The sequence below is a fragment of the Streptomyces violaceorubidus genome, assembly GCF_000717995.1.
In the GTDB taxonomy this organism is placed as follows: Bacteria; Actinomycetota; Actinomycetes; order Streptomycetales; family Streptomycetaceae; genus Streptomyces; species Streptomyces violaceorubidus.
In genome coordinates this window covers 179,772-203,030 of the sequence record NZ_JODM01000004.1, presented here as the reverse complement: position 1 = coordinate 203,030, position 23,259 = coordinate 179,772, and the positions used below count along the sequence as shown (strand labels likewise).

General features: G+C 68.8%; 21 protein-coding genes. 12 read left to right on the top strand and 9 right to left on the bottom strand.

All coding sequences use genetic code 11. The features are described from left to right. Positions 1–16: 16 nt before the first annotated feature. From sigM to trxA, 4 genes are all read left to right on the top strand, one after another. Positions 17–727 carry an RNA polymerase sigma factor SigM gene (gene sigM / locus IE94_RS0109100; protein ID WP_030180812.1) on the top strand — a complete coding sequence of 237 codons (711 nt, stop codon included), beginning with the start codon at positions 17–19 and terminating at the stop codon, positions 725–727. Beyond that, positions 724–1,593: an anti-sigma factor gene (locus tag IE94_RS0109095; protein WP_030180809.1), complete on the top strand. Its 870-nt coding sequence runs from the start codon at positions 724–726 to the stop codon at positions 1,591–1,593. Before sigM ends, IE94_RS0109095 begins: the two co-directional genes overlap by 4 nt. Positions 1,594–1,752: 159 nt before the next feature. Further along, positions 1,753–2,721, top strand: a complete 969-nt coding sequence (trxB, locus tag IE94_RS0109090; RefSeq protein WP_030180808.1) for a thioredoxin-disulfide reductase — start codon at positions 1,753–1,755, stop codon at positions 2,719–2,721. Between the two features lie 38 nt (positions 2,722–2,759). Then, complete coding sequence (gene trxA, locus IE94_RS0109085; RefSeq protein ID WP_003975042.1) at positions 2,760–3,092, top strand: thioredoxin; 333 nt, start codon at positions 2,760–2,762, stop codon at positions 3,090–3,092. Positions 3,093–3,196: 104 nt separating this feature from the next. Here the strand turns inward: trxA and IE94_RS0109080 are convergent, their stop codons facing one another. The 9 genes from IE94_RS0109080 to rpmH all read right to left on the bottom strand — a co-directional run bounded on the left by IE94_RS0109080 (position 3,197) and on the right by rpmH (position 10,157). Beyond that, positions 3,197–3,814 carry a GNAT family N-acetyltransferase gene (locus tag IE94_RS0109080; RefSeq protein WP_030180805.1) on the bottom strand — a complete coding sequence of 206 codons (618 nt, stop codon included), beginning with the start codon at positions 3,812–3,814 and terminating at the stop codon, positions 3,197–3,199. Between the two features lie 329 nt (positions 3,815–4,143). Further along, positions 4,144–5,253 (bottom strand): ParB/RepB/Spo0J family partition protein, encoded by a 1,110-nt coding sequence (locus IE94_RS0109075; RefSeq protein ID WP_030180802.1) that lies wholly within the window; start codon positions 5,251–5,253, stop codon positions 4,144–4,146. Beyond that, positions 5,250–6,323, bottom strand: a complete 1,074-nt coding sequence (locus tag IE94_RS0109070) for a ParA family protein (RefSeq protein WP_078606440.1) — start codon at positions 6,321–6,323, stop codon at positions 5,250–5,252. The genes IE94_RS0109075 and IE94_RS0109070 overlap by 4 nt, the downstream gene beginning before the upstream one ends. Positions 6,324–6,584: 261 nt before the next feature. Continuing rightward, on the bottom strand, positions 6,585–7,304 hold the full coding sequence (gene rsmG / locus IE94_RS0109065) for a 16S rRNA (guanine(527)-N(7))-methyltransferase RsmG (protein WP_030180791.1): 720 nt from the start codon (positions 7,302–7,304) through the stop codon (positions 6,585–6,587). 124 nt (positions 7,305–7,428) lie between these two features. Further along, the gene (locus IE94_RS0109060) at positions 7,429–7,941 is read right to left on the bottom strand and encodes a Jag family protein (protein ID WP_030180789.1); all 513 of its coding nucleotides are present in this window, start codon (positions 7,939–7,941) and stop codon (positions 7,429–7,431) included. A 15-nt stretch (positions 7,942–7,956) separates the two neighbouring features. Further along, on the bottom strand, positions 7,957–9,252 hold the full coding sequence (yidC, locus tag IE94_RS0109055; RefSeq protein WP_030180787.1) for a membrane protein insertase YidC: 1,296 nt from the start codon (positions 9,250–9,252) through the stop codon (positions 7,957–7,959). Between the two features lie 3 nt (positions 9,253–9,255). Continuing rightward, positions 9,256–9,630: a membrane protein insertion efficiency factor YidD gene (gene yidD, locus IE94_RS0109050; RefSeq protein WP_030180785.1), complete on the bottom strand. Its 375-nt coding sequence runs from the start codon at positions 9,628–9,630 to the stop codon at positions 9,256–9,258. Beyond that, a complete protein-coding gene (gene rnpA, locus IE94_RS35325; protein WP_037922188.1) occupies positions 9,627–9,998 on the bottom strand; it encodes a ribonuclease P protein component in 372 nt (123 codons plus the stop codon). Before rnpA ends, yidD begins: the two co-directional genes overlap by 4 nt. A gap of 21 nt (positions 9,999–10,019) precedes the next feature. Beyond that, positions 10,020–10,157, bottom strand: coding sequence for a 50S ribosomal protein L34 (gene rpmH, locus IE94_RS0109040; protein ID WP_003975051.1), 138 nt, complete (start codon positions 10,155–10,157; stop codon positions 10,020–10,022). Positions 10,158–10,533: 376 nt separating this feature from the next. On the opposite strand from rpmH, the gene dnaA reads away from it, so the two are divergent. The 8 genes from dnaA to IE94_RS0109000 all read left to right on the top strand — a co-directional run bounded on the left by dnaA (position 10,534) and on the right by IE94_RS0109000 (position 23,228). Further along, entirely contained in the window at positions 10,534–12,516 is a 1,983-nt protein-coding gene (gene dnaA, locus IE94_RS40930) for a chromosomal replication initiator protein DnaA (protein ID WP_030180778.1), read from the top strand. 902 nt (positions 12,517–13,418) lie between these two features. Next, positions 13,419–14,549 (top strand): DNA polymerase III subunit beta, encoded by a 1,131-nt coding sequence (dnaN, locus tag IE94_RS0109030; protein ID WP_030180775.1) that lies wholly within the window; start codon positions 13,419–13,421, stop codon positions 14,547–14,549. A gap of 209 nt (positions 14,550–14,758) precedes the next feature. Next, complete coding sequence (gene gnd / locus IE94_RS0109025; RefSeq protein ID WP_030180774.1) at positions 14,759–15,634, top strand: phosphogluconate dehydrogenase (NAD(+)-dependent, decarboxylating); 876 nt, start codon at positions 14,759–14,761, stop codon at positions 15,632–15,634. Between the two features lie 30 nt (positions 15,635–15,664). Next, positions 15,665–16,786, top strand: a complete 1,122-nt coding sequence (gene recF, locus IE94_RS0109020; RefSeq protein WP_030180772.1) for a DNA replication/repair protein RecF — start codon at positions 15,665–15,667, stop codon at positions 16,784–16,786. Beyond that, a complete protein-coding gene (locus IE94_RS0109015) occupies positions 16,783–17,352 on the top strand; it encodes a DciA family protein (RefSeq protein WP_030180770.1) in 570 nt (189 codons plus the stop codon). The genes recF and IE94_RS0109015 overlap by 4 nt, the downstream gene beginning before the upstream one ends. A gap of 434 nt (positions 17,353–17,786) precedes the next feature. Beyond that, a complete protein-coding gene (gene gyrB / locus IE94_RS0109010) occupies positions 17,787–19,847 on the top strand; it encodes a DNA topoisomerase (ATP-hydrolyzing) subunit B (RefSeq protein ID WP_209441048.1) in 2,061 nt (686 codons plus the stop codon). Positions 19,848–19,889: 42 nt separating this feature from the next. Continuing rightward, entirely contained in the window at positions 19,890–22,484 is a 2,595-nt protein-coding gene (gene gyrA / locus IE94_RS0109005; protein WP_030180766.1) for a DNA gyrase subunit A, read from the top strand. 18 nt (positions 22,485–22,502) lie between these two features. Continuing rightward, on the top strand, positions 22,503–23,228 hold the full coding sequence (locus IE94_RS0109000) for a DUF3566 domain-containing protein (RefSeq protein ID WP_078606435.1): 726 nt from the start codon (positions 22,503–22,505) through the stop codon (positions 23,226–23,228). Positions 23,229–23,259: the final 31 nt, after the last annotated feature.

Sequence of the window (23,259 nt, the reverse complement as noted above, 5' to 3'; positions counted from 1 at the left end):
AAGGGGGAGGGGGCCTGTGGCGGATGACACCGGGTACGGCGACATCGACGACCAGGACCTCCTCGCCCGCCACGTCGAGGGCGACCCCGACGCCTTCGGTGAGCTTGTGCGCCGTCACCGCGACCGGCTCTGGGCGGTGGCCCTGCGGACGCTGGGGGATCGCGAGGAGGCCGCCGACGCCGTCCAGGACGCGCTCGTCTCCGCCTACCGGGCCGCCCACACTTTCCGCGGTCAGGCAGCCGTCACCACCTGGCTGCACCGGATCACGGTGAACGCCTGTCTGGACCGCGCCCGCAAGGCCGCCTCGCGGAAGACCGCGCCCGTCGACGACACCGAGCGCCTGGAGCAGCTGCTGGAGCCGCACGAGTCGGCCTCCGCCCCCGCCGAGCGCAACGATCTCCACCGTCAGCTGCTGGAGGCCCTGGGCACCCTGCCCGCCGAACAGCGGGCCGCCCTCGTGCTGGTCGACATGCAGGGCTACCCCGTCACGGAGGCCGCCCGCATCCTCGACGTACCGGCCGGAACGATCAAGAGTCGTTGTGCCCGGGGAAGAGCCAGGCTCCTTCCGCTGCTCACCCACCTGCGTCCGGACGGCGGCGGAGAGAACAGGAAGCCCGGCCCGGAACGGAACCGGACGCAGGGGGCATCCGTCCCACCCGCAGCGGGACCGTCGGAAGCAGCGCCGGGCGATTCAACCGCAGTGAAGGGCGGAGGTGGACGAGCGTGACGTCGTCGACGACGGACAAGACCGGGCACCCGGACGTCGCGGAGATCGCCGACCTCGCCGAAGGCATCCTCCCGACCGCACGGACCCCCGAAGTACGCCAGCACCTGGAAGGCTGCGAGCTCTGCGCGGACGTCTACGCCTCGCTCACCGAGATCCAAGGACTGCTCGGCACCCTGCCTGCCCCGGGGCCCATGCCGGACGATGTGGCCGCCCGTATAGACGCCGCCCTGGCAGCCGAGCCGGCGCCGGGCGTCGCCGACGGCGCACGTGTTTCACGTGAAACCTCGGCACCGGTCGACCGGCCCTCCGGGCACGCTCGCCTCTCCTCCACCGGTCCCGGACGCAAGGACCGCCGTCCAGGCGGGCGGCGAAGGATCGCTGTCCTCGGCGCCGTGGCCGCCGCTGCCGCCATCGGACTGGGCTCGGTCGTCGTGTCCTCCCTCACCGAGGAGAGCTCGTCCGGCAACACCGCCCGCGAGCAGCAGACCGCGCTCGTGGACACCTTCTCCGAGGGGCGACTCAAGGACAAGGTCACCCACCTCGTCGCGGACGGCGGCGCCCAGAGCGGGTCCCGCACGCCGCGGAGCTTCGGCATGGAGTCCGAGAACGGCGGCGACATCGCCGAGAACCATGTCTTCAAGCAGCCGACCGTTCCTGAGTGCGTCCGCAAGGGCATCGGACGCGACGACGCTGTGATCGCCACGGAGCCGGGCGTCTACCGGGGTAAGGAAGCCCTGCTGGTGGTGCTGTCCGACGCCACCAATGACACCCGGGTCACCGCCTACATCGTCGAGACGGCGTGCGTGGATCAGCCCGCAGTGGGCAAGGCCAAGATCCTTCTCAAGCACTCCTACGCGCGTTCGTAGCGGTCCGGCCTTCCTCCTCCTCGTGCGGCCCGGCCCTGCCGCCGTGTGCCCGGACACAGCGGGAATGCGCGCCCCGTAGGATCCGTTAGGTGGGGTGAGAGTTCCGAGTGCAGCTCCACCCGGCCCTGAAGACGCAGTCCAGAGACGAGGAATGAAGCCGTGAGCGACGTCCGAAACGTGATCATCATCGGCTCCGGGCCCGCCGGCTACACGGCGGCGCTCTACACCGCGCGCGCGTCGCTGAAGCCGCTCGTGTTCGAAGGTGCCGTCACCGCGGGCGGTGCGCTGATGAACACCACCGAGGTGGAGAACTTCCCCGGCTTCCAGGACGGCATCATGGGCCCCGAGCTCATGGACAACATGCGGGCCCAGGCGGAGCGCTTCGGTGCCGAGCTGATCCCGGACGACGTCGTGGCCGTCGACCTCAGCGGTGAGATCAAGACCGTCACCGACACCGCGGGAACGGTCCACCGGGCCAAGGCCGTCATCGTCACCACCGGTTCCCAGCACCGCAAGCTCGGCCTGCCGAACGAGGACGCTCTGTCCGGCCGCGGTGTCTCCTGGTGCGCGACCTGTGACGGCTTCTTCTTCAAGGACCAGGACATCGCCGTGATCGGCGGCGGTGACACCGCGATGGAGGAGGCCACGTTCCTCTCCCGCTTCGCGAAGTCCGTCACGATCGTCCACCGCCGTGACACCCTGCGTGCCTCCAAGGCGATGCAGGAGCGTGCCTTCGCCGACCCCAAGATCACGTTCGTCTGGGACAGCGAGATCGCCGAGGTTCAGGGCGAGCAGAAGCTGGCGGGCCTGAAGCTGCGCAACATCAAGACCGGCGAGCTCTCTGATCTTCCGGTGACCGGCCTGTTCATCGCGATCGGCCACGACCCGCGCACTGAGCTCTTCAAGGGCCAGCTCGACCTGGACCCGGAGGGCTACCTGAAGGTCGACGCGCCCTCGACCCGCACCAACCTGACGGGTGTCTTCGGGGCCGGTGACGTGGTCGACCACACCTACCGGCAGGCGATCACCGCCGCGGGCACCGGCTGCTCCGCCGCTCTCGACGCCGAGCGCTACCTCGCCGCCCTCAGCGACGAGGACAAGGCGGAGCCCGAGAAGACCGCCGTCTGAACACCCCATCCCCCGCACCAACCAGTTAGGAGCCCGCCGTGGCCGGCACCCTGAAGCATGTGACCGACGACTCCTTCGAGCAGGACGTCCTCAAGAACGACAAGCCCGTCCTGGTGGACTTCTGGGCCGCCTGGTGCGGTCCGTGCCGTCAGATCGCGCCGTCCCTCGAAGCGATCGCCGCCGAGTACGGCGACAAGATCGAGATCGTCAAGCTCAACATCGACGAGAACCCGGGTACGGCCGCCAAGTACGGCGTCATGTCCATCCCGACCCTGAACGTCTACCAGGGCGGCGAGGTCGCCAAGACCATCGTCGGTGCGAAGCCGAAGGCCGCGATCGTCCGCGACCTCGAAGACTTCATCGCGGACTGACGACCGCCGACTGATGAGCGTCGACTGACGTTTCACGTGAAACACGAATGGGCCGACCCGACCGGGTCGGCCCATTCGGTTTACCGCTCCCTCCGGTGCCGTCACTACAGCGGACGCAACACCGGTTCCTTCTGAACGGCACCGAGCAGGCGGTCCAGCGCCATCTCCACGTCTTCCTTCCAGGACAGCGTGGACCGCAGATCCAACCGCAGTCGCGGATGCCGGGCATGCGGCCGGACCGTCTTGAACCCGACCGCCAGAAGATGATCCGCCGGCAGGACACAGGCAGGCTCCTTCCAGCGGGCATCCCCGAACGCCTCGATCGCCTTGAAGCCACGTCGCAGAAGATCCTTGGCGACCGTCTGGACCATCACCCGGCCGAGTCCCTGCCCCTGGTACCCCGGCATCACGAATGCCGTCATCAACTGGACCGCGTCGGAGGAGACCGGACTGGTCGGGAAAGCCGCTGAGCGCGGTACATAGGCGGGCGGTGCGTAGAGAACGAAGCCCACCGGTACGTCGTCGACGTAGACCACCCGACCGCAGGACCCCCAGTCCAGCAGAACGGCGGAGATCCAGGACTCCTTCTCCAGAGCCTGCGTGCCCGCCTTTACCGCGGCCTCGCCACTGACGGGGTCCAGTTCCCAGAAGACGCACGAGCGACAGCGCTGGGGAAGGTCCTGAAGGTTGTCCAGCGTGAGCGGTACAAGCCGGCGCCCCATGAAGGCTGTTCCTCGCTTCCTTCCCCTGCCGCGTCGCGGGCGGCTGTCAGAACGCTCCGTTCCCTGAGCAGGCTGCCAATGAACCCACCGACCGCGCCCAGCCCCAGGCCCGCGCTCACCAGTTCGGTACGGCTCATCGTTCGCATGGCCCCTGCCTTCCTCTCAGAGGTACTGCCAGGTGACAACGCCATCTCGATCGCATCGTATCCACGATGTGGTAACCCCGACACCGCCGTAAAGCAAAGGGCGGGCCGTGTTCCGGTATGCACCGGACACGGCCCGCCCTTGAGGCAGTCGAAGCACCCTTGGGTGCTCCCCCTACCCGAGCATCAGGACTGGACGTCCTCGTCCCCGTCGTCTCCGTCCTCAAGGAGGCCCTTCTGCAGCACGGGGCCTTCGCCGGGAGCGAGACTTCCGAGGATCCGCTCAAGGTCGTCCATGGAGGCGAACTCGACGGTGATCTTCCCCTTCTTCTGTCCCAGGTCGACCTTCACGCGCGTCTCGAAGCGATCCGAGAGCCGCGTCGCCAGTTCCGAGAGCGCCGGAGAGACCAGAGAGCCGGCTCGCGGGCCCTTGGCTCGCTGCGGCTTCTGCGGCCGGGAACCCATCAGGGTCACGATCTCCTCGACCGACCGCACCGAGAGCCCCTCGGCCACGATGCGGTGCGCCAGCCGGTCCTGCTCCTCCGGGTCGTCCACGGACAGCAGGGCTCGCGCGTGCCCGGCGGAGAGCACACCAGCGGCCACCCGGTTCTGCACCTTCGGGGAAAGTTTCAGCAGACGCAGGGTGTTGGACACCTGCGGGCGGGAGCGACCGATGCGGTCCGCCAGCTGGTCGTGCGTGCAGTTGAAGTCCTTCAGCAACTGGTCGTAGGCGAACGCCTCTTCCAGCGGGTTCAGCTGAGCGCGGTGCAGGTTCTCCAGCAGTGCGTCCAGGAGGAGCTTCTCGTCCTCCGTCGCCCGCACGATCGCCGGGATGGCGTCCAGCTCCAGCTCTCGGCAGGCTCGGAAACGGCGCTCACCCATGATGAGTTCATAGCGCCCGGGCTCCGTCGGCCGTACGACAACCGGCTGGAGAAGGCCCACCTCCCTGATGGAGGTGACGAGCTCGGCCAGAGCGTCGTCGTCGAAGTCCTTGCGTGGCTGCTTCGGATTCGGCGTGATGGCGTCGAGAGGAACCTCGGCGAAGTGCGCCCCCATGGGCGGCCGGAGTCCCTCCGCTCCCTGCGGTGAGGCCGGCTCTTCCGTTTCACGTGAAACATGCGCCAGCGTGGCCACCTTCGCCGCGGCCACTCCACGCTCGTTGGGCAGCAACGGCATCGTCCCGGGGCCCGCGGAGGCCGCGGTTCCCAGAGCCGCCGAGGCGACCGACTTCTCGGTCGGGGCGTTGGGGATCAGTGCGCCCAGACCACGGCCCAACCCCCTCCGTCGCTCACTCACTGGATCCCCTTCACCATGCTCGGATCATTCTGGGCGCCGACGTGAGCGTGGGTCCCGTCGTAGTTGACGCCCACACCCTTCAGCGCGATCTCACGGGCCGCCTCCAGATAGGAGAGGGCTCCACTTGATCCTGGATCGTAGGTCAGTACCGTCTGCCCGTAGCTCGGGGCCTCGGAAATACGGACCGAGCGGGGAATGCTCGTCCGCAGTACCTCCTCGCCGAAGTGGCTGCGCACCTCGTCCGCGACCTGCGACGCGAGCCGCGTCCGCCCGTCGTACATGGTGAGGAGGATGGTCGACACATGCAGCGTGGGGTTGAGATGCCCCCGCACCAGGTCGACGTTGCGCAGCAGCTGTCCCAGCCCCTCCAGGGCGTAGTACTCGCACTGGATCGGGATCAGCACCTCCTGGCCCGCGACGAGCGCGTTGACGGTCAGCAGGCCCAGGGAGGGCGGGCAGTCGATGAGGATGTAGTCCAGCGGCTGCTCGTATGCAGTGATCGCCCGCTGGAGACGGCTCTCACGTGCGACCAGAGAGACCAGCTCGATCTCCGCACCGGCGAGATCGATCGTGGCGGGCGCACAGAACAGACCCTCGACATCCGGGACCGGCTGGACCACTTCCGAGAGCGGACGGCTCTCGACCAGCACGTCATAGATGGAGGGAACGTCGGCGTGATGGTCGATACCCAGCGCGGTGGAGGCGTTGCCCTGCGGGTCGAGGTCGACGACCAGGACTCTCGCTCCGTGCAGGGCGAGTGACGCGGCCAGATTGACGGTCGTCGTCGTCTTGCCCACACCGCCCTTCTGGTTGGCCACGACCATGACCCGGGTCTGCTCGGGCCGCGGCAGCCCCTCGCCGGCGCGGCCCAGAGCCTCCACCGCGAGTTGGGCAGCTCGACCGATCGGAGTGTCGTCCATCGGAGGCGGTGTTTCACGTGAAACATCCGCCCCCATCGACTCGGTACGGGGACCGGGGACCGGATCGGTCATCGGTCCCGCGATATTGGCGTCGGACCGCAAGGATTCACTCTCCTCGACTTCAGGCTCGCAATGAACAGAGCCTCCCATGCCCTCGGGGTCATGAACCAGTGAGGCCTGGTCTTCTGTGGAGAAATCCACCTCTGTGGACAACTCCATGCCCTCGCCGAGCGACCCGAGAGGCTTTCGGTCGCGGGGGTCGGCCGCGGCGCGGCCGCGGCTGATGATGCCGTGCAGCAGTGAGCGACGTTTCACGTGAAACACGATGCAGCGCGGCCAACGCCTAACTGCCGCGACACTCCGGCATACGGGGGCAGGGCAGCTTGTGTGGAGTACGGCGGACCATCAGTGCTATCCGCGGCGTCGGCGCGTGCGCCCGGTCCGAGCGGCCTTGGCCCGCTTGGCGGCGAAACGCACACCACCGGGGCTCTCCCCGACCTCGACCCGCACCACGGTGGACATGGGGTCCACCACGCCCTCCCCGACGTGAAGGATGGACGTCTCCTCCGCGCCGAGCTTGCTCAGCGCCGCGGTTGCCGCCTTCAGCTCCTCCTCGGCCGCGTCACCCTTGAGGGCGAGCATCTCACCGTACGGGCGCAACAGCGGAATGCCCCAGGTGGCGAGGCGGTCCAGCGGCGCGACGGCGCGGGCCGTCACCACATGCACCGGCGGCAGCTTGCCCATGACCTCCTCGGCCCGGCCCCGTACGACGGTGACATGGTCCAGGCCCAGCAGCTCCACGACCTCGGACAGGAAGTTCGTGCGACGCAGCAGCGGCTCAAGAAGGGTGATCTTCAGGTCTTCCCGTACCAGCGCCAGCGGGATCCCGGGCAGACCGGCTCCCGAACCGACGTCGCACACCGTCACTCCTTCGGGCACGACCTCGGAGAGCACCGCGCAGTTCAGCAGGTGCCGCTCCCAGAGTCGGGGCACTTCACGCGGACCGATCAGGCCGCGTTTCACCCCCGCCTCGGCAAGCAGTTCCGCGTAGCGGACCGCGTCCGCGTAGCGATCGCCGAACACGTCACGTGCCTGCTCGGGTACAGGGGGAAGCTCCGCTGCCTCCGACACGGGGACCGTCCTTCCGTACGGCACCGGCGCACCGGGCGTCGGTACCAGAACCACCAGAACTATCAGGCTGACAAAATTCGGCCCCGCCTGCGCAACAGACGGGGCCGGTGAACGAGAGGACCGATCAGGCGGGAAGCACGACGACGAAGCGCTCCGGCTCCTCGCCCTCGGACTCGCTGCGCAGTCCGGCGGCCTTGACCGCGTCGTGCACGACCTTGCGCTCGAAGGGCGTCATCGGCTTCAGCCGCACGGACTCGCCGCTGCTCCTGACCTCGGCCGCGGCCTTGGCGCCCAGCTCGGACAGCTCGGCGCGCTTCTCGGCCCGGTAACCCGCGATGTCGAGCATCAGTCGGCTGCGGTCACCGGTCTCCCGGTGCACGGCGAGGCGCGTGAGCTCCTGCAGAGCCTCCAGTACCTCACCGTCCCGGCCGACCAGCTTCTGCAGGTCCCTGCTCTGGCTGTCGCTGATGATCGAGACGGAGGCGCGGTCGGCCTCGACGTCCATGTCGATGTCGCCGTCGAGGTCGGCGATGTCGAGCAGACCCTCCAGGTAGTCCGCGGCGATCTCGCCCTCCTGCTCGAGGCGGGTGAGGGTGTCTGCACCTTCGGCAGCGGCGGAGGTGGTGCCTTCCGTCACGGGATGGACTCCTTCTTACTTCTTCGACGGGGACTTGGGCCGCTGCGGGCCCTTGCGCTGTCCGGACTGGGCCTTGCTGCGGCCACCGCCGCCGGACTTCTGAGCGGGCTTCTTGGCCCCGGCGGCAGGCTTGGCCTCCTGCTTGTCGGCCGGCCTGGCGTCCTGCGGCTCGTCCGACTTGGTCAGCGACGTCTTCGGCTCGGCCTCGCCGACGGGCTTGGCCTGGCGCTGCGACTTGCTCTGCCGCTTCGGCTGCTGGCGCTTGGGCTGGCCCGCGGTCGTCTCGGTCGAGCCGTCCGCACTCTGGGCGGCCACGGCGGCATCGTTCTTCACCACGGTGCCGTCGGCCTGAGCCGCCATGCCCGCCTTGTTCAGGCCGTTGATGAACTTCCGCTCGGCCTCGTTGCGGTCCCGGCCCTTGGCGACGATCGCCTTCACGATGGCCTTCTGGCCCCGGCCACGGGTCCCGCCGTGCTCGGTGACGCTCTTGTGCAGCCGCTCCAGGTAGGCGGCCTGCGCCTTGGAACCCGGCGTCGGGTTGTTGCGGATGACGTACATCTGCTGGCCCATGGTCCACACGTTGGTGGTCAGCCAGTAGACGAGGACACCGACGGGGAAGTTCACACCGAAGACGGCGAACATGACGGGGAAGACGTACATCAGCATCTTCTGCTGCTGCATGAACGGCGTCTTCACCGTGGTGTCGACGTTCTTCGTCATCAGCTGGCGCTGGGTGAAGAACTGCGAGGCCGACATCAGCACGATCATGATCGCGGTGACGACGCGGACGTCGGTCAGGGAGGCGCTGAGGGCGGCGACCTCGCTCTCGCTGCTGAAGAACTTGGAGGCCAGCGGAGCCCCGAAGATGTGTGCCTTCTGCGCGCTCTGGAGCAGGTCCTGGTTGACCGCGCCGATGGTGTCGCCCGAGGCGATGCCGTTGAGCACGTGGTACAGGGCGAAGAAGAACGGGGACTGCGCCAGGATGGGAAGGCACGAGGAGAGCGGGTTGGTACCCGTCTCCTTGTACAGCTTCATCATCTCTTCGGACTGACGCTGCTTGTCGTTCTTGTAGCGCTCCTGGATCTTCTTCATCTCCGGCTGGAGCGTCTGCATCCCGCGCGTCGCCTTGATCTGCTTCACGAAGAGCGGGATCAGGCAGATGCGGATGAGGATCACCAGGGACACGATGGACAGGCCCCAGGCCCATCCGGTGTCAGGTCCGAAGATCGCCCCGTACACCGTGTGGAACTGGACGATGACCCAGGAGACGGGCCAGGTGATAAAGCTGAAGAGGCTGGCAATCGTGTCCACTAATCATGCTCCTTGGGCATGGGGCGAGGTCTCTGCGGCCGGGCCCGAAGGATCGGACGGGCTCGGATGAGCAGGCCGTCCTTCGGTGGCCGGTTCGGCGGCGGAGGTCCCGCCCTTGCGTGCCCGCCAGGCGGCACGCAGCATTTCGTGCCACCGCGGGCGCTTGCGCGGCGGAACATGGTCCACGCCGCCCAGCGACCACGGATTGCACCGCAGGATGCGCCAGGCGGTGAGTGCCGTGCCCTTGACGGCTCCGTGCCGGTCGATGGCCGTGTAGCCGTAGTGGGAACACGACGGGTAGTACTTGCACACCGGCCCCAGCAGCGGACTGATCGTCCACTGGTAGAGCTTGATCAGAGCCAGCAGTGGGTACTTCATCGCGCGCCCCCTCCCAGTAGCCGCGCCAGGGCGGCGTCCAGGTCTCGGGCCAGCTGTGCATGGTCGGCGTCACCCGCACCGGGCAGCGCTCGTACGACTACCAGGCTACCGGGGGGCAACAGGTCGATCCGGTCGCGCATCAGGTGGCGAAGCCTGCGCTTCACCTTGTTGCGCACGACCGCGCCACCCACGGCTTTGCTCACGACGAAACCCGCACGTGTCCGGGGAGCGCTCTCCCCAGGCGCGTGCGGGTCCGTGGCACCGCTTCGAAGGTGGACGACGAGGGCCGGGCGGCCGGCCCGGCGACCTCGTCGTACCGCGGTCGCGAAGTCCTCGCGCCGCCTCAGCCGGTTCTCGGTGGGCAGCACGATGTCATGACCTGACCGGGATCAGGCGGACAGACGGGCGCGACCCTTGCTGCGGCGGGTCGCGAGAATCGCGCGGCCGGCACGGGTACGCATACGCAGCCGGAAGCCGTGGGTCTTCGCGCGGCGACGGTTGTTCGGCTGGAAGGTGCGCTTGCTCACTCGGGGGCTCCAGAAAGAATCGGGGTTGGCGGGGTGCCGTCCTGGCTGTCACCGTGCGCCCACGAGTAGCTCGCGTTACGCCCGAGTGCACCGCTTTTCGATCACCTTGGACGTGACCTGTGCCCATCGGAGGCAGGCGGCAGCAGCCATCGACAACTCGACCTGGTTACGGTACGTGCGAATGCGCCATTCGGTCAAACCAGCGGTGACCGGGAGACACTTGTCCACAGGCTGGGGACAACAACTTGAACCCTACCCGTCGCGCTGACTACCGTGACTGGACTCCGATTCGTTCCCTTATCCCTGCCCCACCCGAGTTTCATCCCGACCCGTCCCCGAATCACACCTTCGAGGGACTCGTGAGAGAGCGTGCCCTGTGGCTGACGTACCTGCCGATCTTGCCGCAGTGTGGCCACGCGTATTGGAGCAACTCCTCGGCGAGGGCCGCGGGCAGGGCGTCGAGTCGAAGGACGAGCACTGGATCCGCCGCTGCCAGCCGCTCGCGCTGGTCGCCGACACGGCCCTGCTCGCCGTACCGAACGAATTTGCGAAGGGCGTACTGGAGGGCCGCCTCGCCCCGATCGTCAGCGAGACCCTGAGCCGCGAGTGCGGGCGCCCGATCCGCATCGCGATCACCGTCGACGACACCGCGGGCGAACCGGCAGGCCCCGCTCCCCAGGCGCCCCAGGCACCGCCCTCCCGCCCTCCGTCCCGCTACGAGGAGCCCGAGCTCCCCGCCCCCGGGCAGGGCGGCCGCGAGGAGTACCGCGACGAGTACGAGGGGTACGGGCGCCACCGCGCCGACCAGCTCCCCACCGCCCGGCCCGCCTACCCGCAGGAGTACCAGCGCCCCGAGCCCGGCTCCTGGCCCCGCCCCGCGCAGCAGGACGACTACGGCTGGCAGCAGCAGCGCCTCGGCTTCCCGGAGCGGGACCCCTACGCCTCCCCGTCCCAGGAGCCCTACGGCCAGGAGCCGCCGCCGTACTCCCACGACCCGCACTCCTCGTACCCGCAGGACTACCGGCCGCAGCCGCCCGAGCGCCCCTCGTACGAGGCCCAGCGCGGCGAGTACGAGCAGTCCCGGAGCGACTACGAGAAGGCCCGCGGCGACTACGAGCAGCAGCGGGGCGACTACGACAAGCCGCGCGCGGACTACGACCAGCAGCGGGGCGACTACGAGCAGCGCGGCCCCCGCCGCGATCTGCCCGAGCCCCCCTCGGGGTCGGGCCACGTCCATCGCGGCGGCCCCGTCGGACCCGGACCCGCCACCGGCGCGCCCGGACCGCTGGCCGCACAGCCCGCGCCGGCGACCGGCCCCGGCGAGCCGACCGCGCGGCTGAACCCGAAGTACCTCTTCGACACCTTCGTCATCGGCGCCTCCAACCGCTTCGCCCACGCGGCGGCCGTGGCCGTCGCCGAAGCACCCGCCAAGGCGTACAACCCCCTGTTCATCTACGGGGAGTCGGGACTCGGCAAGACCCACCTGCTGCACGCCATCGGGCACTACGCGCGCAGCCTGTACCCGGGCACGCGGGTGCGCTACGTCAGCTCGGAGGAGTTCACCAACGAGTTCATCAACTCCATCCGCGACGGCAAGGGCGACAGCTTCCGCAAGCGCTACCGCGAGATGGACATCCTGCTCGTGGACGACATCCAGTTCCTCGCGGACAAGGAGTCGACGCAGGAGGAGTTCTTCCACACCTTCAACACCCTCCACAACGCCAACAAGCAGATCGTGCTCTCCAGCGACCGGCCGCCCAAGCAGCTGGTGACCCTGGAGGACCGGCTCCGCAACCGCTTCGAGTGGGGGCTGATCACCGACGTCCAGCCGCCGGAGCTGGAGACGCGCATCGCGATCCTGCGCAAGAAGGCGGTCCAGGAGCAGCTCAACGCCCCGCCGGAGGTGCTGGAGTTCATCGCCTCGCGGATCTCGCGCAACATCCGCGAGCTGGAGGGCGCGCTGATCCGGGTGACGGCCTTCGCGTCGCTCAACCGGCAGCCGGTGGACCTGGGCCTGACCGAGATCGTCCTCAAGGACCTGATCCCCGGCGGCGAGGACTCGGCGCCCGAGATCACGTCCACGGCCATCATGGGCGCGACCGCGGACTACTTCGGCCTCACGGTCGAGGACCTGTGCGGCACCTCGCGCGGGCGGGCGCTCGTGACCGCCCGGCAGATCGCCATGTACCTGTGCCGCGAGCTGACGGACCTCTCGCTGCCGAAGATCGGCGCGCTGTTCGGCGGCCGGGACCACACCACGGTGATGCACGCCGACCGCAAGATCCGCAATCTGATGGCCGAGCGGCGCTCGATCTACAACCAGGTGACCGAGCTGACCAACCGCATCAAGAACGGCTGACGGCCGCCGGCACCGGCCTCGAAAGGCGCCCCCGGGACCTCCCGAGGGCGCCTTTCGCGTGCTCCGGGCCCGCCTCCGCACGTCCCCGCCTCCCCACCGGCTCGTACGGCTGTCCTGGCCGCTGTTCGAATACCTGCCGGGTTACGGGCGTCCTCCACAGATTGGGCCGGTTTTTTCCGTCCACACCTTGGGGACTGGGAAGTTGTCCCGATCCTGTCCACAGGCCAGGCTGTTGAGGGATCATCAGCGCAGGTCAGCTCCCTGTGGATTCGTGGACGAAGGATCTCCACAGCCTGTGGACAAAGAACTGGTCCACAGGCTGTGCATGCGGTTGTCCACGGGCAACCCACAGGATGGGCGGGGTTGTCCCCAGCGATTCCCGGCTTCTCCACATGCCTGTCCACTGTTCGGCAACGTGACGCGCCCTGTCACCGCGTCGAGTGAAAGGCGTCACACCAGGCTGCCTGGTTGGGCTGTGGGAAACGTGGGTAAAGCTGGGGACGGCGCTGGGGAGAAGTCGCCTCTCCCTGTGCACGGTGTGTGCAGAACTTTCTGTTCTCCACAGAAGGGCCCGGTTGTCCACCGGCTCCGCCCACAGGCCCCGTGGACAAAATTCCTGCCCTGACCTGGGCAAACGAGGTTATCCACGGTATCCACAGGCCCTACTACTACTGACGACTAGAGAGAGAGCGGAATCCGTTTCGAAGCGGGTCCTGTGCACAACTCGCTCTCTCGAGCCCGACCGCCCCTCGTCACGACTTGACCCCGAACGGCACCTACTGTCAGTGGGGTGCGTCAGACTGGTCCCCGGTGTTCTGCCCCTCACAGCGGCGGACGACACCGGTCAGACGACGAAGGCGAAGCAGGGCGAGCAGCGCCGGCAACAGCAGGAGGCGGCAACAGTGAAGATCCGGGTGGAACGCGACGTACTCGCGGAGGCAGTGGCCTGGGCGGCTCGCAGCCTCCCGGCCCGTCCGCCGGCGCCGGTCCTCGCGGGCCTGCTGCTGAAGGCCGAGGAGGGGCAGTTGAGCCTGTCCAGCTTCGACTACGAGGTCTCGGCGCGGGTGTCGGTGGAGGCGGAGGTCGAGGAGGAGGGCACGGTCCTCGTCTCGGGCCGGCTGCTCGCGGACATCTCCCGCGCCCTCCCCAACCGGCCGGTGGAGATTTCCACAGACGGTGTACGGGCGACGGTGGTCTGCGGCTCCTCGCGGTTCACCCTCCACACCCTGCCGGTGGAGGAGTACCCGGCGCTGCCGCAGATGCCGGAGGCGACGGGCACGGTCCCCGGCGAGGTCTTCGCCTCGGCCGTGCAGCAGGTGGCCATCGCCGCCGGCCGCGACGACACGCTGCCCGTCCTGACCGGTGTGCGCATCGAGATCGAGGGCGACTCGGTGACGCTGGCCTCCACCGACCGCTACCGCTTCGCGGTCCGCGAGTTCCTGTGGAAGCCGGAGAACCCGGACATCTCCGCGGTCGCCCTGGTGCCCGCCAAGACGCTCCAGGACACCGCCAAGGCGCTGACCAGCGGTGACCAGGTGATCCTGGCGCTGTCCGGCTCGGGCGCGGGCGAGGGCCTGATCGGTTTCGAGGGCGCGGGCCGCCGCACGACGACGCGTCTGCTGGAGGGCGACCTCCCGAAGTACAAGACGCTCTTCCCGACGGAGTTCAACAGCGTCGCGGTGATCGAGACCGCCCCCTTCGTGGAGGCCGTCAAGCGCGTGGCGCTGGTCGCCGAGCGCAACACCCCGGTGCGGCTCAGCTTCGAGCAGGGCGTGCTCATCCTGGAGGCCGGCTCCAGTGACGACGCACAGGCTGTGGAAAGGGTCGACGCCCAGCTGGAGGGCGACGACATCTCGATCGCCTTCAACCCGACCTTCCTGCTGGACGGCCTGAGCGCGATCGACTCCCCGGTCGCGCAGCTGTCCTTCACGACGTCCACGAAGCCGGCCCTGCTCAGCGGCAAGCCCGCGGTGGACGCCGAGGCGGACGAGGCCTACAAGTACCTGATCATGCCGGTGCGGCTGAGCGGCTGAGCTTCGCTCGCGGCCGGTGGCACCGTCGGTGGCCGTCCACAGGGTGGGGACGAACCCGCAGGTGGGGGCATACGTCTGAGCGCGTATGCCCACAGCTGTGCACGGGCGTCCGGGTTTAGGCTCGACGCGGGTACGAAAGTGCCGCGGCACGCATCCGGCGGGTTCGGAGGTGCCGCCTTGCCACCTCGCACACCTAAGGAACACAACTGATGGAGCTCGGTCTCGTCGGCCTCGGCAAGATGGGCGGCAACATGCGCGAGCGGATCCGCCGCGCGGGCCACACCGTCGTCGGATTCGACCGCAATCCGGACCTCGCCGACGTCCACAGCCTGGAAGAGCTTGTGGGCAAGCTCAGCGCACCGCGCGTGGTGTGGGTGATGGTCCCGGCCGGCGAGGCCACCCAGGCCACCGTCGACCGGCTCGGCGAGCTGCTGGAGCCCGGCGACGTCGTCGTGGACGGCGGCAACTCCCGCTGGACGGACGACGAGAAGCACGCCGAGGAGCTGGCGGCCAAGGGCATAGGCTTCGTCGACTGCGGCGTCTCCGGCGGCGTGTGGGGCCTGGAGAACGGTTACGCGCTGATGTACGGCGGCGACGCCGAGAACGTCGCCAAGGTGCAGCCGGTCTTCGACGCCCTCAAGCCGGAGGGCGACTTCGGTGCCGTGCACGCCGGCAAGGTGGGCGCGGGCCACTTCGCGAAGATGGTCCACAACGGCATCGAGTACGCCATGATGCAGGCCTACGCCGAGGGCTGGGAGCTGCTGGAGAAGGTCGACTCCGTGGAGAACGTCCGCGAGGTCTTCCGCTCCTGGCAGGAGGGCACGGTGATCCGTTCCTGGCTGCTCGACCTGGCGGTCAACGCGCTCGACGACGACGAGCACCTGGACGGGCTCCGGGGTTATGCACAGGACTCCGGTGAGGGACGCTGGACTGTGGAGGCGGCGATCGACAACGCGGTGCCGCTGCCCGCGATCACGGCCTCCCTCTTCGCGCGGTTCGCGTCCCGGCAGGACGACTCGCCGCAGATGAAGATGATCGCCGCGCTGCGGAACCAGTTCGGCGGCCACGCGGTCGAGAAGAAGTAACCGGAAGGCTGGGGAGGTCGGCGCACGACCATGCACGTCACGCATCTGTCGCTGGCCGACTTCCGTTCGTACGCCCGGGTCGAGGTGCCCCTGGACCCGGGCGTCACCGCCTTCGTCGGCCCGAATGGGCAGGGCAAGACGAACCTGGTCGAGGCGGTCGGCTACCTCGCCACCCTCGGCAGCCACCGGGTCTCCTTCGACGCCCCGCTGGTGCGCATGGGCGCCGAGCGTGCCGTGATCCGGGCCCAGGTCCGGCAGGGCGAGCGGCAGCAGCTGATCGAGCTGGAGCTGAACCCGGGCCGGGCCAACCGCGCCCGCGTCAACAGGTCCGCGCAGGTCAAGCCGCGTGACGTGCTCGGCATCGTGCGCACCGTGCTCTTCGCGCCGGAGGACCTCGCGCTGGTGAAGGGCGATCCCGGTGAGCGACGCCGTTTCCTGGACGAGCTGATCACCGCCCGTTCGCCGCGGATGGCCGGGGTGCGCTCCGACTACGACCGGGTCCTCAAGCAGCGCAACACCCTGCTGAAGTCGGCCGCGCTCGCCCGCCGGCACGGCGGCCGCACGCTGGACCTGTCCACGCTCGAGGTCTGGGACCAGCACCTCGCGCGCGCGGGCGCCGAGCTGCTCGCCCAGCGCCTCGACCTGATCGCGGCCGTGCAGCCGCTGGCCGACAAGGCGTACGAGCAGCTGGCCCCCGGCGGCGGCCCCGTCGCCCTGGATTACAAGCCCTCGGCGCCCGGTGAGGCGCACACGCGCGAGGACCTCTACGAGCAGCTGATGGCGGCGCTCGCCGAGGCGCGCAAGCAGGAGATCGAGCGGGGCGTCACGCTGGTCGGTCCGCACCGGGACGACCTGCTGCTGAAGCTCGGCTCCCTGCCCGCCAAGGGCTACGCCTCCCACGGCGAGTCGTGGTCGTACGCGCTGGCGCTCAGGCTGGCCTCGTTCGATCTGTTGCGGGCGGAGGGCAACGAGCCGGTGCTGGTGCTGGACGACGTCTTCGCCGAGCTGGACGCGCGGCGCCGGGAGCGGCTGGCCGAGCTGGTGGCGCCCGGGGAGCAGGTGCTGGTGACGGCCGCGGTCGACGACGACGTACCGCATGTGCTGGCGGGGGCGCGGTTCACGGTGGCGGAGGGGACGGTGGAGCGCGTATGAGCGGGGGCGCACCGGAGCCGGGCCCCGCACCGTCCCCCCGCGAGCGCGGGAGCGGCCCGGAGCCGTCCGGCGTCGACCTCGCGCGTGTGGCGCTCAGGGCGGCGCGGGAGGCGGCACGCGCGCGCGGGGACGCGGCCCAGCAGAAGAAGCAGGCGCGGCGCGGGGGCCTGCGCTCCGGGGCGCGGGCCGACGGCCGTGACCCCATGGCGCTGGGTTCCGCGATCAACCGGCTGATCACCGAGCGCGGCTGGGAGACTCCGGCGGCGGTGGGCGGGGTGATGGGCCGCTGGCCGCAGATCGTCGGTGAGGACGTGGCGAAGCACTGTGTGCCGGAGCGGTACGACGAGGACGAGCGGGTGCTGGTGGTGCGCTGCGACTCGACGGCGTGGGCGACGAACCTGCGGCTGCTCGCGCCGACGCTGGTGGCCCGTCTCAACGAGGACCTGGGGCACGGATCGGTGCGGATGATCAAGGTCCTCGGACCGGGTGGCGCGGGTGGTCCCGGCCGGCGTTACGGGCCGTTGCGGGCGCCCGGCAGCCAGGGGCCGGGCGACACCTACGGGTGACGTACGGGTGGTCTGGCACCCCGTCAGGCATACGTGACGTACCTCACAAAAAAGCGCGCCGAGGGTCGGAGTGAACCGTCCGCGCGCGCCGCGTCGTACCCCCGCGCGGGCCGTCGGAGCGGGTTCTGACTCCCAAGTAGCAAAGGGTTGACGCCTCGAAGCGCTGAGTGCCGTTGTGAGCCTCTTGAGGCCCCCTTCCGTATATCGGGAGTCGGACAAGCCTCGTTCAGGGCGGCACATGCGGACTCAGGTACCGGCAAACCCCCATCAGTGTCAGTGGTACCGGTAGAATGAGAGAGAATCCCGCCCCGAGTACGGGGACCGTCCGGGACTAGCTGAGCAACGCTGATCAAGGCTTACCAACGCAACATGCCGCAGCCGCTCCGGCAACCTGCCGACGAGCCCGGCTCGTGCTGTGCCAGAAAGGGCGCTTCGTGGCCGATTCCGGCAACCCCAACGAGAACAACCCGTCCACCGACACCGGCGTGAACGACGCGGTGAGCACCTCGCCCGGCGATGCCTCCGCGTCGTACGACGCCAGTGCCATCACCGTCCTCGAGGGTCTGGACGCGGTCCGCAAGCGACCCGGTATGTACATCGGCTCGACCGGTGAGCGCGGTCTGCACCACCTGGTGCAGGAGGTCGTGGACAACTCCGTCGACGAGGCGCTGGCCGGTCACGCGGACACGATCGACGTGACGATCCTCGCCGACGGCGGGGTCCGGGTCGTCGACAACGGCCGTGGCATCCCGGTGGGCATCGTCCCCTCCGAGGGGAAGCCCGCCGTCGAGGTCGTGCTGACCGTGCTGCACGCGGGCGGCAAGTTCGGCGGCGGCGGCTACGCGGTCTCCGGCGGTCTGCACGGCGTGGGCGTCTCCGTCGTCAACGCCCTTTCCACGAGGGTCGCGGTGGAGGTCAGGACCGACGGCTACCGCTGGACGCAGGAGTACAAGCTCGGCGTCCCCACGGCGGCGCTCGCCCGGCACGAGGCCACCGAGGAGACCGGCACGTCGGTCACCTTCTGGGCCGACGGCGACATCTTCGAGACCACCGACTACTCCTTCGAGACGCTGTCGCGGCGCTTCCAGGAGATGGCCTTCCTCAACAAGGGCCTGAGGATCAACCTCACCGACGAGCGCGAGTCGGCGAAGGCCACCGCCGGTGCGGACGAGGCGGGCGAGGACGAGAAGCACGAGGACAAGAGCGTCTCGTACCACTACGAGGGCGGCATCGTCGACTTCGTGACGTACCTCAACTCCCGCAAGGGAGAGCTGGTCCACCCCACGGTGATCGACCTGGAGGCCGAGGACAAGGAGAAGAGCCTCTCCCTCGAGGTCGCGATGCAGTGGAACGGCGGCTACACGGAGGGTGTGTACTCCTTCGCCAACATCATCCACACGCACGAGGGCGGCACGCACGAGGAGGGCTTCCGCGCGGCGCTCACCTCGCTGATCAACAAGTACGCGCGGGACAAGAAGCTGCTGCGCGAGAAGGACGACAACCTCACGGGTGACGACATCCGCGAGGGTCTGACCGCGATCATCTCGGTGAAGCTGAGCGAGCCCCAGTTCGAGGGCCAGACCAAGACGAAGCTGGGCAACACCGAGGTGAAGACCTTCGTCCAGAAGGTCGTCTACGAGCACCTGACGGACTGGCTCGACCGCAACCCCAACGAGGCCGCGGACATCATCCGCAAGGGCATCCAGGCGGCCCACGCGCGCGTGGCGGCCCGCAAGGCCCGCGACCTGACGCGTCGCAAGGGCCTGCTGGAGTCGGCCTCGCTGCCGGGCAAGCTGTCCGACTGCCAGTCCAACGACCCGACCAAGTGCGAGATCTTCATCGTCGAGGGAGACTCCGCCGGCGGCTCGGCCAAGTCCGGCCGCAACCCGCAGTACCAGGCGATCCTCCCGATCCGAGGCAAGATCCTCAACGTCGAGAAGGCGCGCATCGACCGGATCCTGCAGAACCAGGAGATCCAGGCGATGATCTCCGCGTTCGGCACCGGTGTGCACGAGGACTTCGACATCGAGAAGCTCCGCTATCACAAGATCATCCTGATGGCGGACGCCGACGTCGACGGCCAGCACATCAACACCCTGCTGCTGACCTTCCTGTTCCGCTTCATGCGGCCGCTGGTCGAGTCCGGGCACGTGTACCTGTCCCGCCCGCCGCTGTACAAGATCAAGTGGGGCCGGGACGACTTCGAGTACGCGTACTCCGACCGGGAGCGCGACGCGCTGATCGAGATGGGCCGCCAGGCCGGCAAGCGCATCCGCGAGGACTCCGTGCAGCGCTTCAAGGGCCTCGGCGAGATGAACGCCGAGGAGCTGCGCATCACGACCATGGACCAGGAGCACCGCGTCCTCGGCCAGGTCACGCTCGACGACGCCGCGCAGGCCGACGACCTGTTCTCGGTGCTGATGGGCGAGGACGTCGAGGCCCGGCGCGCGTTCATCCAGCGCAACGCCAAGGACGTCCGCTTCCTCGACATCTGAGTCGGTCTCAGCTGACCGCACCAGGAAGGACCTTCACCAGCAATGACCGACGAGAACACTCCTGTGACCACGCCCGAGGGTGACGCCCTGGCGATGCGTGTCGAGCCCGTCGGGCTCGAGACGGAGATGCAGCGCTCGTACCTCGACTACGCGATGTCCGTCATCGTCTCGCGTGCGCTGCCCGACGTCCGCGACGGCCTCAAGCCCGTGCACCGGCGCGTGCTGTACGCGATGTACGACGGCGGCTACCGCCCCGAGCGCGGCTTCTACAAGTGCGCCCGCGTCGTCGGCGACGTCATGGGCAACTACCACCCGCACGGCGACAGCTCCATCTACGACGCGCTGGTCCGCCTCGCCCAGCCCTGGTCGATGCGGATGCCGCTGGTCGACTCCAACGGCAACTTCGGCTCGCCGGGCAACGACCCGGCGGCGGCCATGCGCTACACCGAGTGCAAGATGGCACCGCTGTCGATGGAGATGGTCCGCGACATCGACGAGGAGACCGTCGACTTCACGGACAACTACGACGGCCGGTCCCAGGAGCCGACCGTCCTGCCGGCCCGCTTCCCGAACCTGCTGATCAACGGCTCGGCGGGCATCGCGGTCGGCATGGCGACCAACATCCCGCCGCACAACCTGCGCGAGGTCGCGGCCGGCGCCCAGTGGTACCTGGACAACTACGAGGCCTCGCACGAGGAGCTGCTGGACGCGCTCATCGAGCGCATCAAGGGCCCCGACTTCCCCACCGGCGCGCTGGTGGTGGGCCGCAAGGGCATCGAGGAGGCCTACCGCACGGGCCGCGGCTCGATCACCATGCGCGCGGTCGTCGAGGTCGAGGAGATCCAGAACCGCCAGTGCCTGGTGGTCACGGAGCTGCCGTACCAGACCAACCCCGACAATCTCGCGCAGAAGATCGCCGACCTGGTGAAGGACGGCAAGATCGGCGGCATCGCGGACGTCCGCGACGAGACGTCCTCGCGCACCGGCCAGCGCCTGGTGATCGTGCTCAAGCGGGACGCGGTCGCCAAGGTCGTCCTGAACAACCTGTACAAGCACACCGACCTCCAGTCGAACTTCGGCGCCAACATGCTGGCCCTGGTCGACGGCGTGCCGCGCACCCTGTCGCTGGACGCGTTCATCCGCCACTGGGTGAACCACCAGATCGAGGTCATCGTCCGCCGTACGCGCTTCAGGCTGCGCAAGGCGGAGGAGCGCGCGCACATCCTGCGCGGTCTGCTCAAGGCGCTGGACGCCATCGACGAGGTCATCGCGCTGATCCGGCGCAGCGAGACCGTCGAGGTCGCGCGCGGGGGCCTGATGGACCTCCTGGAGATCGACGAGATCCAGGCCAACGCCATCCTGGAGATGCAGCTGCGCCGCCTGGCGGCCCTGGAGCGGCAGAAGATCGTCCGTGAGCACGACGAGCTCCAGGCGAAGATCAACGAGTACAACGAGATCCTCGCCTCCCCCGTGCGCCAGCGCGGGATCGTCAGCGAGGAGCTGGCCGCGCTCGTCGAGAAGTACGGCGACGACCGCAAGACGAAGCTGATCCCTTACGAGGGCGACATGTCCATCGAGGACCTGATCGCCGAGGAGGACATCGTCGTCACGGTCACGCGTGGCGGTTACATCAAGCGCACCAAGACCGACGACTACCGGGCGCAGAAGCGGGGCGGCAAGGGGGTGCGCGGCGCGAAGCTCAAGGAAGACGACATCGTCAACCACTTCTTCGTGTCCACCACGCACCACTGGCTGCTGTTCTTCACCAACAAGGGCCGCGTCTACCGCGCCAAGGCCTACGAGCTGCCGGACGCCGGCCGGGACGCGCGCGGCCAGCACGTGGCGAACCTGCTGGCCTTCCAGCCGGACGAGACGATCGCCCAGATCCGCGCGATCCGCGACTACGAGGCGGTTCCGTACCTGGTCCTGGCCACCAAGGCCGGCCTGGTGAAGAAGACGCCGCTGAAGGACTACGACTCGCCGCGCTCGGGCGGTGTCATCGCCATCAACCTGCGGGAGCAGGCGGACGGAAGCGACGACGAACTGATCGGAGCCGAACTCGTCTCGGCCGAGGACGATTTGCTGCTGATCAGTAAGAAGGCACAGTCGATCAGGTTCACCGCGTCGGACGACACGCTGCGTCCGATGGGCCGTGCCACCTCGGGCGTCAAGGGCATGAGTTTCCGCGAAGGGGACGAGCTGCTCTCGATGAATGTTGTTCGAGCCGGTACGTTCGTGTTCACTGCCACCGACGGCGGGTACGCGAAGCGGACCTCCGTCGACGAGTACCGCGTCCAGGGTCGCGGTGGCCTCGGCATCAAGGCCGCCAAGATCGTCGAGGACCGCGGGTCGCTCGTGGGCGCGCTGGTGGTCGAGGAGCACGACGAGATCCTCGCCATCACACTCTCGGGCGGTGTGATTCGTACGCGAGTCAACGGGGTCAGGGAGACCGGCCGTGACACCATGGGCGTTCAACTGATCAATCTGGGCAAGCGCGATGCCGTCGTCGGCATCGCACGCAACGCCGAGGCGGGACGCGAGGCGGAGGAGGTCGACGGCGATGTGGCCGTCGACGAGACCGCCGAGGGTGCCGCGACCACCGGCACGGACGAGGGTGAGGCGCCCTCGGCCGAGTAGCACGAGGAGAGAGTCATCGTGAGCGGAGCCACGGGCGCCGGATCGACCGGTACCCCCACGGGTACGGAAACGGGCGGCGGCGGCCGTGGCTCCGCCGCGCGTGCGACGGATTCGCACACGACTCAACTGCGCAAGATCGACGACGGAGCGACCGACTCGCACTCGGAGAGCTCGTCCTCAACGCATGGATCCCAGGGGGGAACTGTGACGGACACCCGAGGCCAGCAGACTCAGCAGGCGGCCTCGCCGCTGCCGGGAGAACGGCAGCCCCAGCAGCCCGGCGGGCCCTACCACCCGCCGCAGGCCTACCAGACCCACGGCGGCAACACGGCGGCCGTGCGCCGCCCGCGCACCGGCGCGCGCACCACGCCCCGCGTGCGCAAGGCGCGCCTGCGCGTGTCGAAGGCCGACCCGTGGTCGGTGATGAAGGTCAGCTTCCTGCTGTCCATCGCGCTCGGCATCTGCACCATCGTCGCGGCCGCCGTGCTGTGGATGGTCATGGACGCCATGGGCGTCTTCTCGACGGTCGGCGGCACGATCTCCGAAGCCACCGGATCCAACGAGTCCAACGGCTTCGACCTGCAGTCCTTCCTGTCGCTGCCCAACGTGCTGCTGTTCACGACGATCATCGCGGTGATCGACGTCGTCCTCGCGACGGCCCTGGCCACCCTCGGCGCGTTCATCTACAACCTGTCCGCCGGCTTCGTCGGCGGCGTGGAGCTGACGCTCGCCGAGGACGAGTGATCGGCGAGCCCGACCGCGCTCGTCAGCCGCG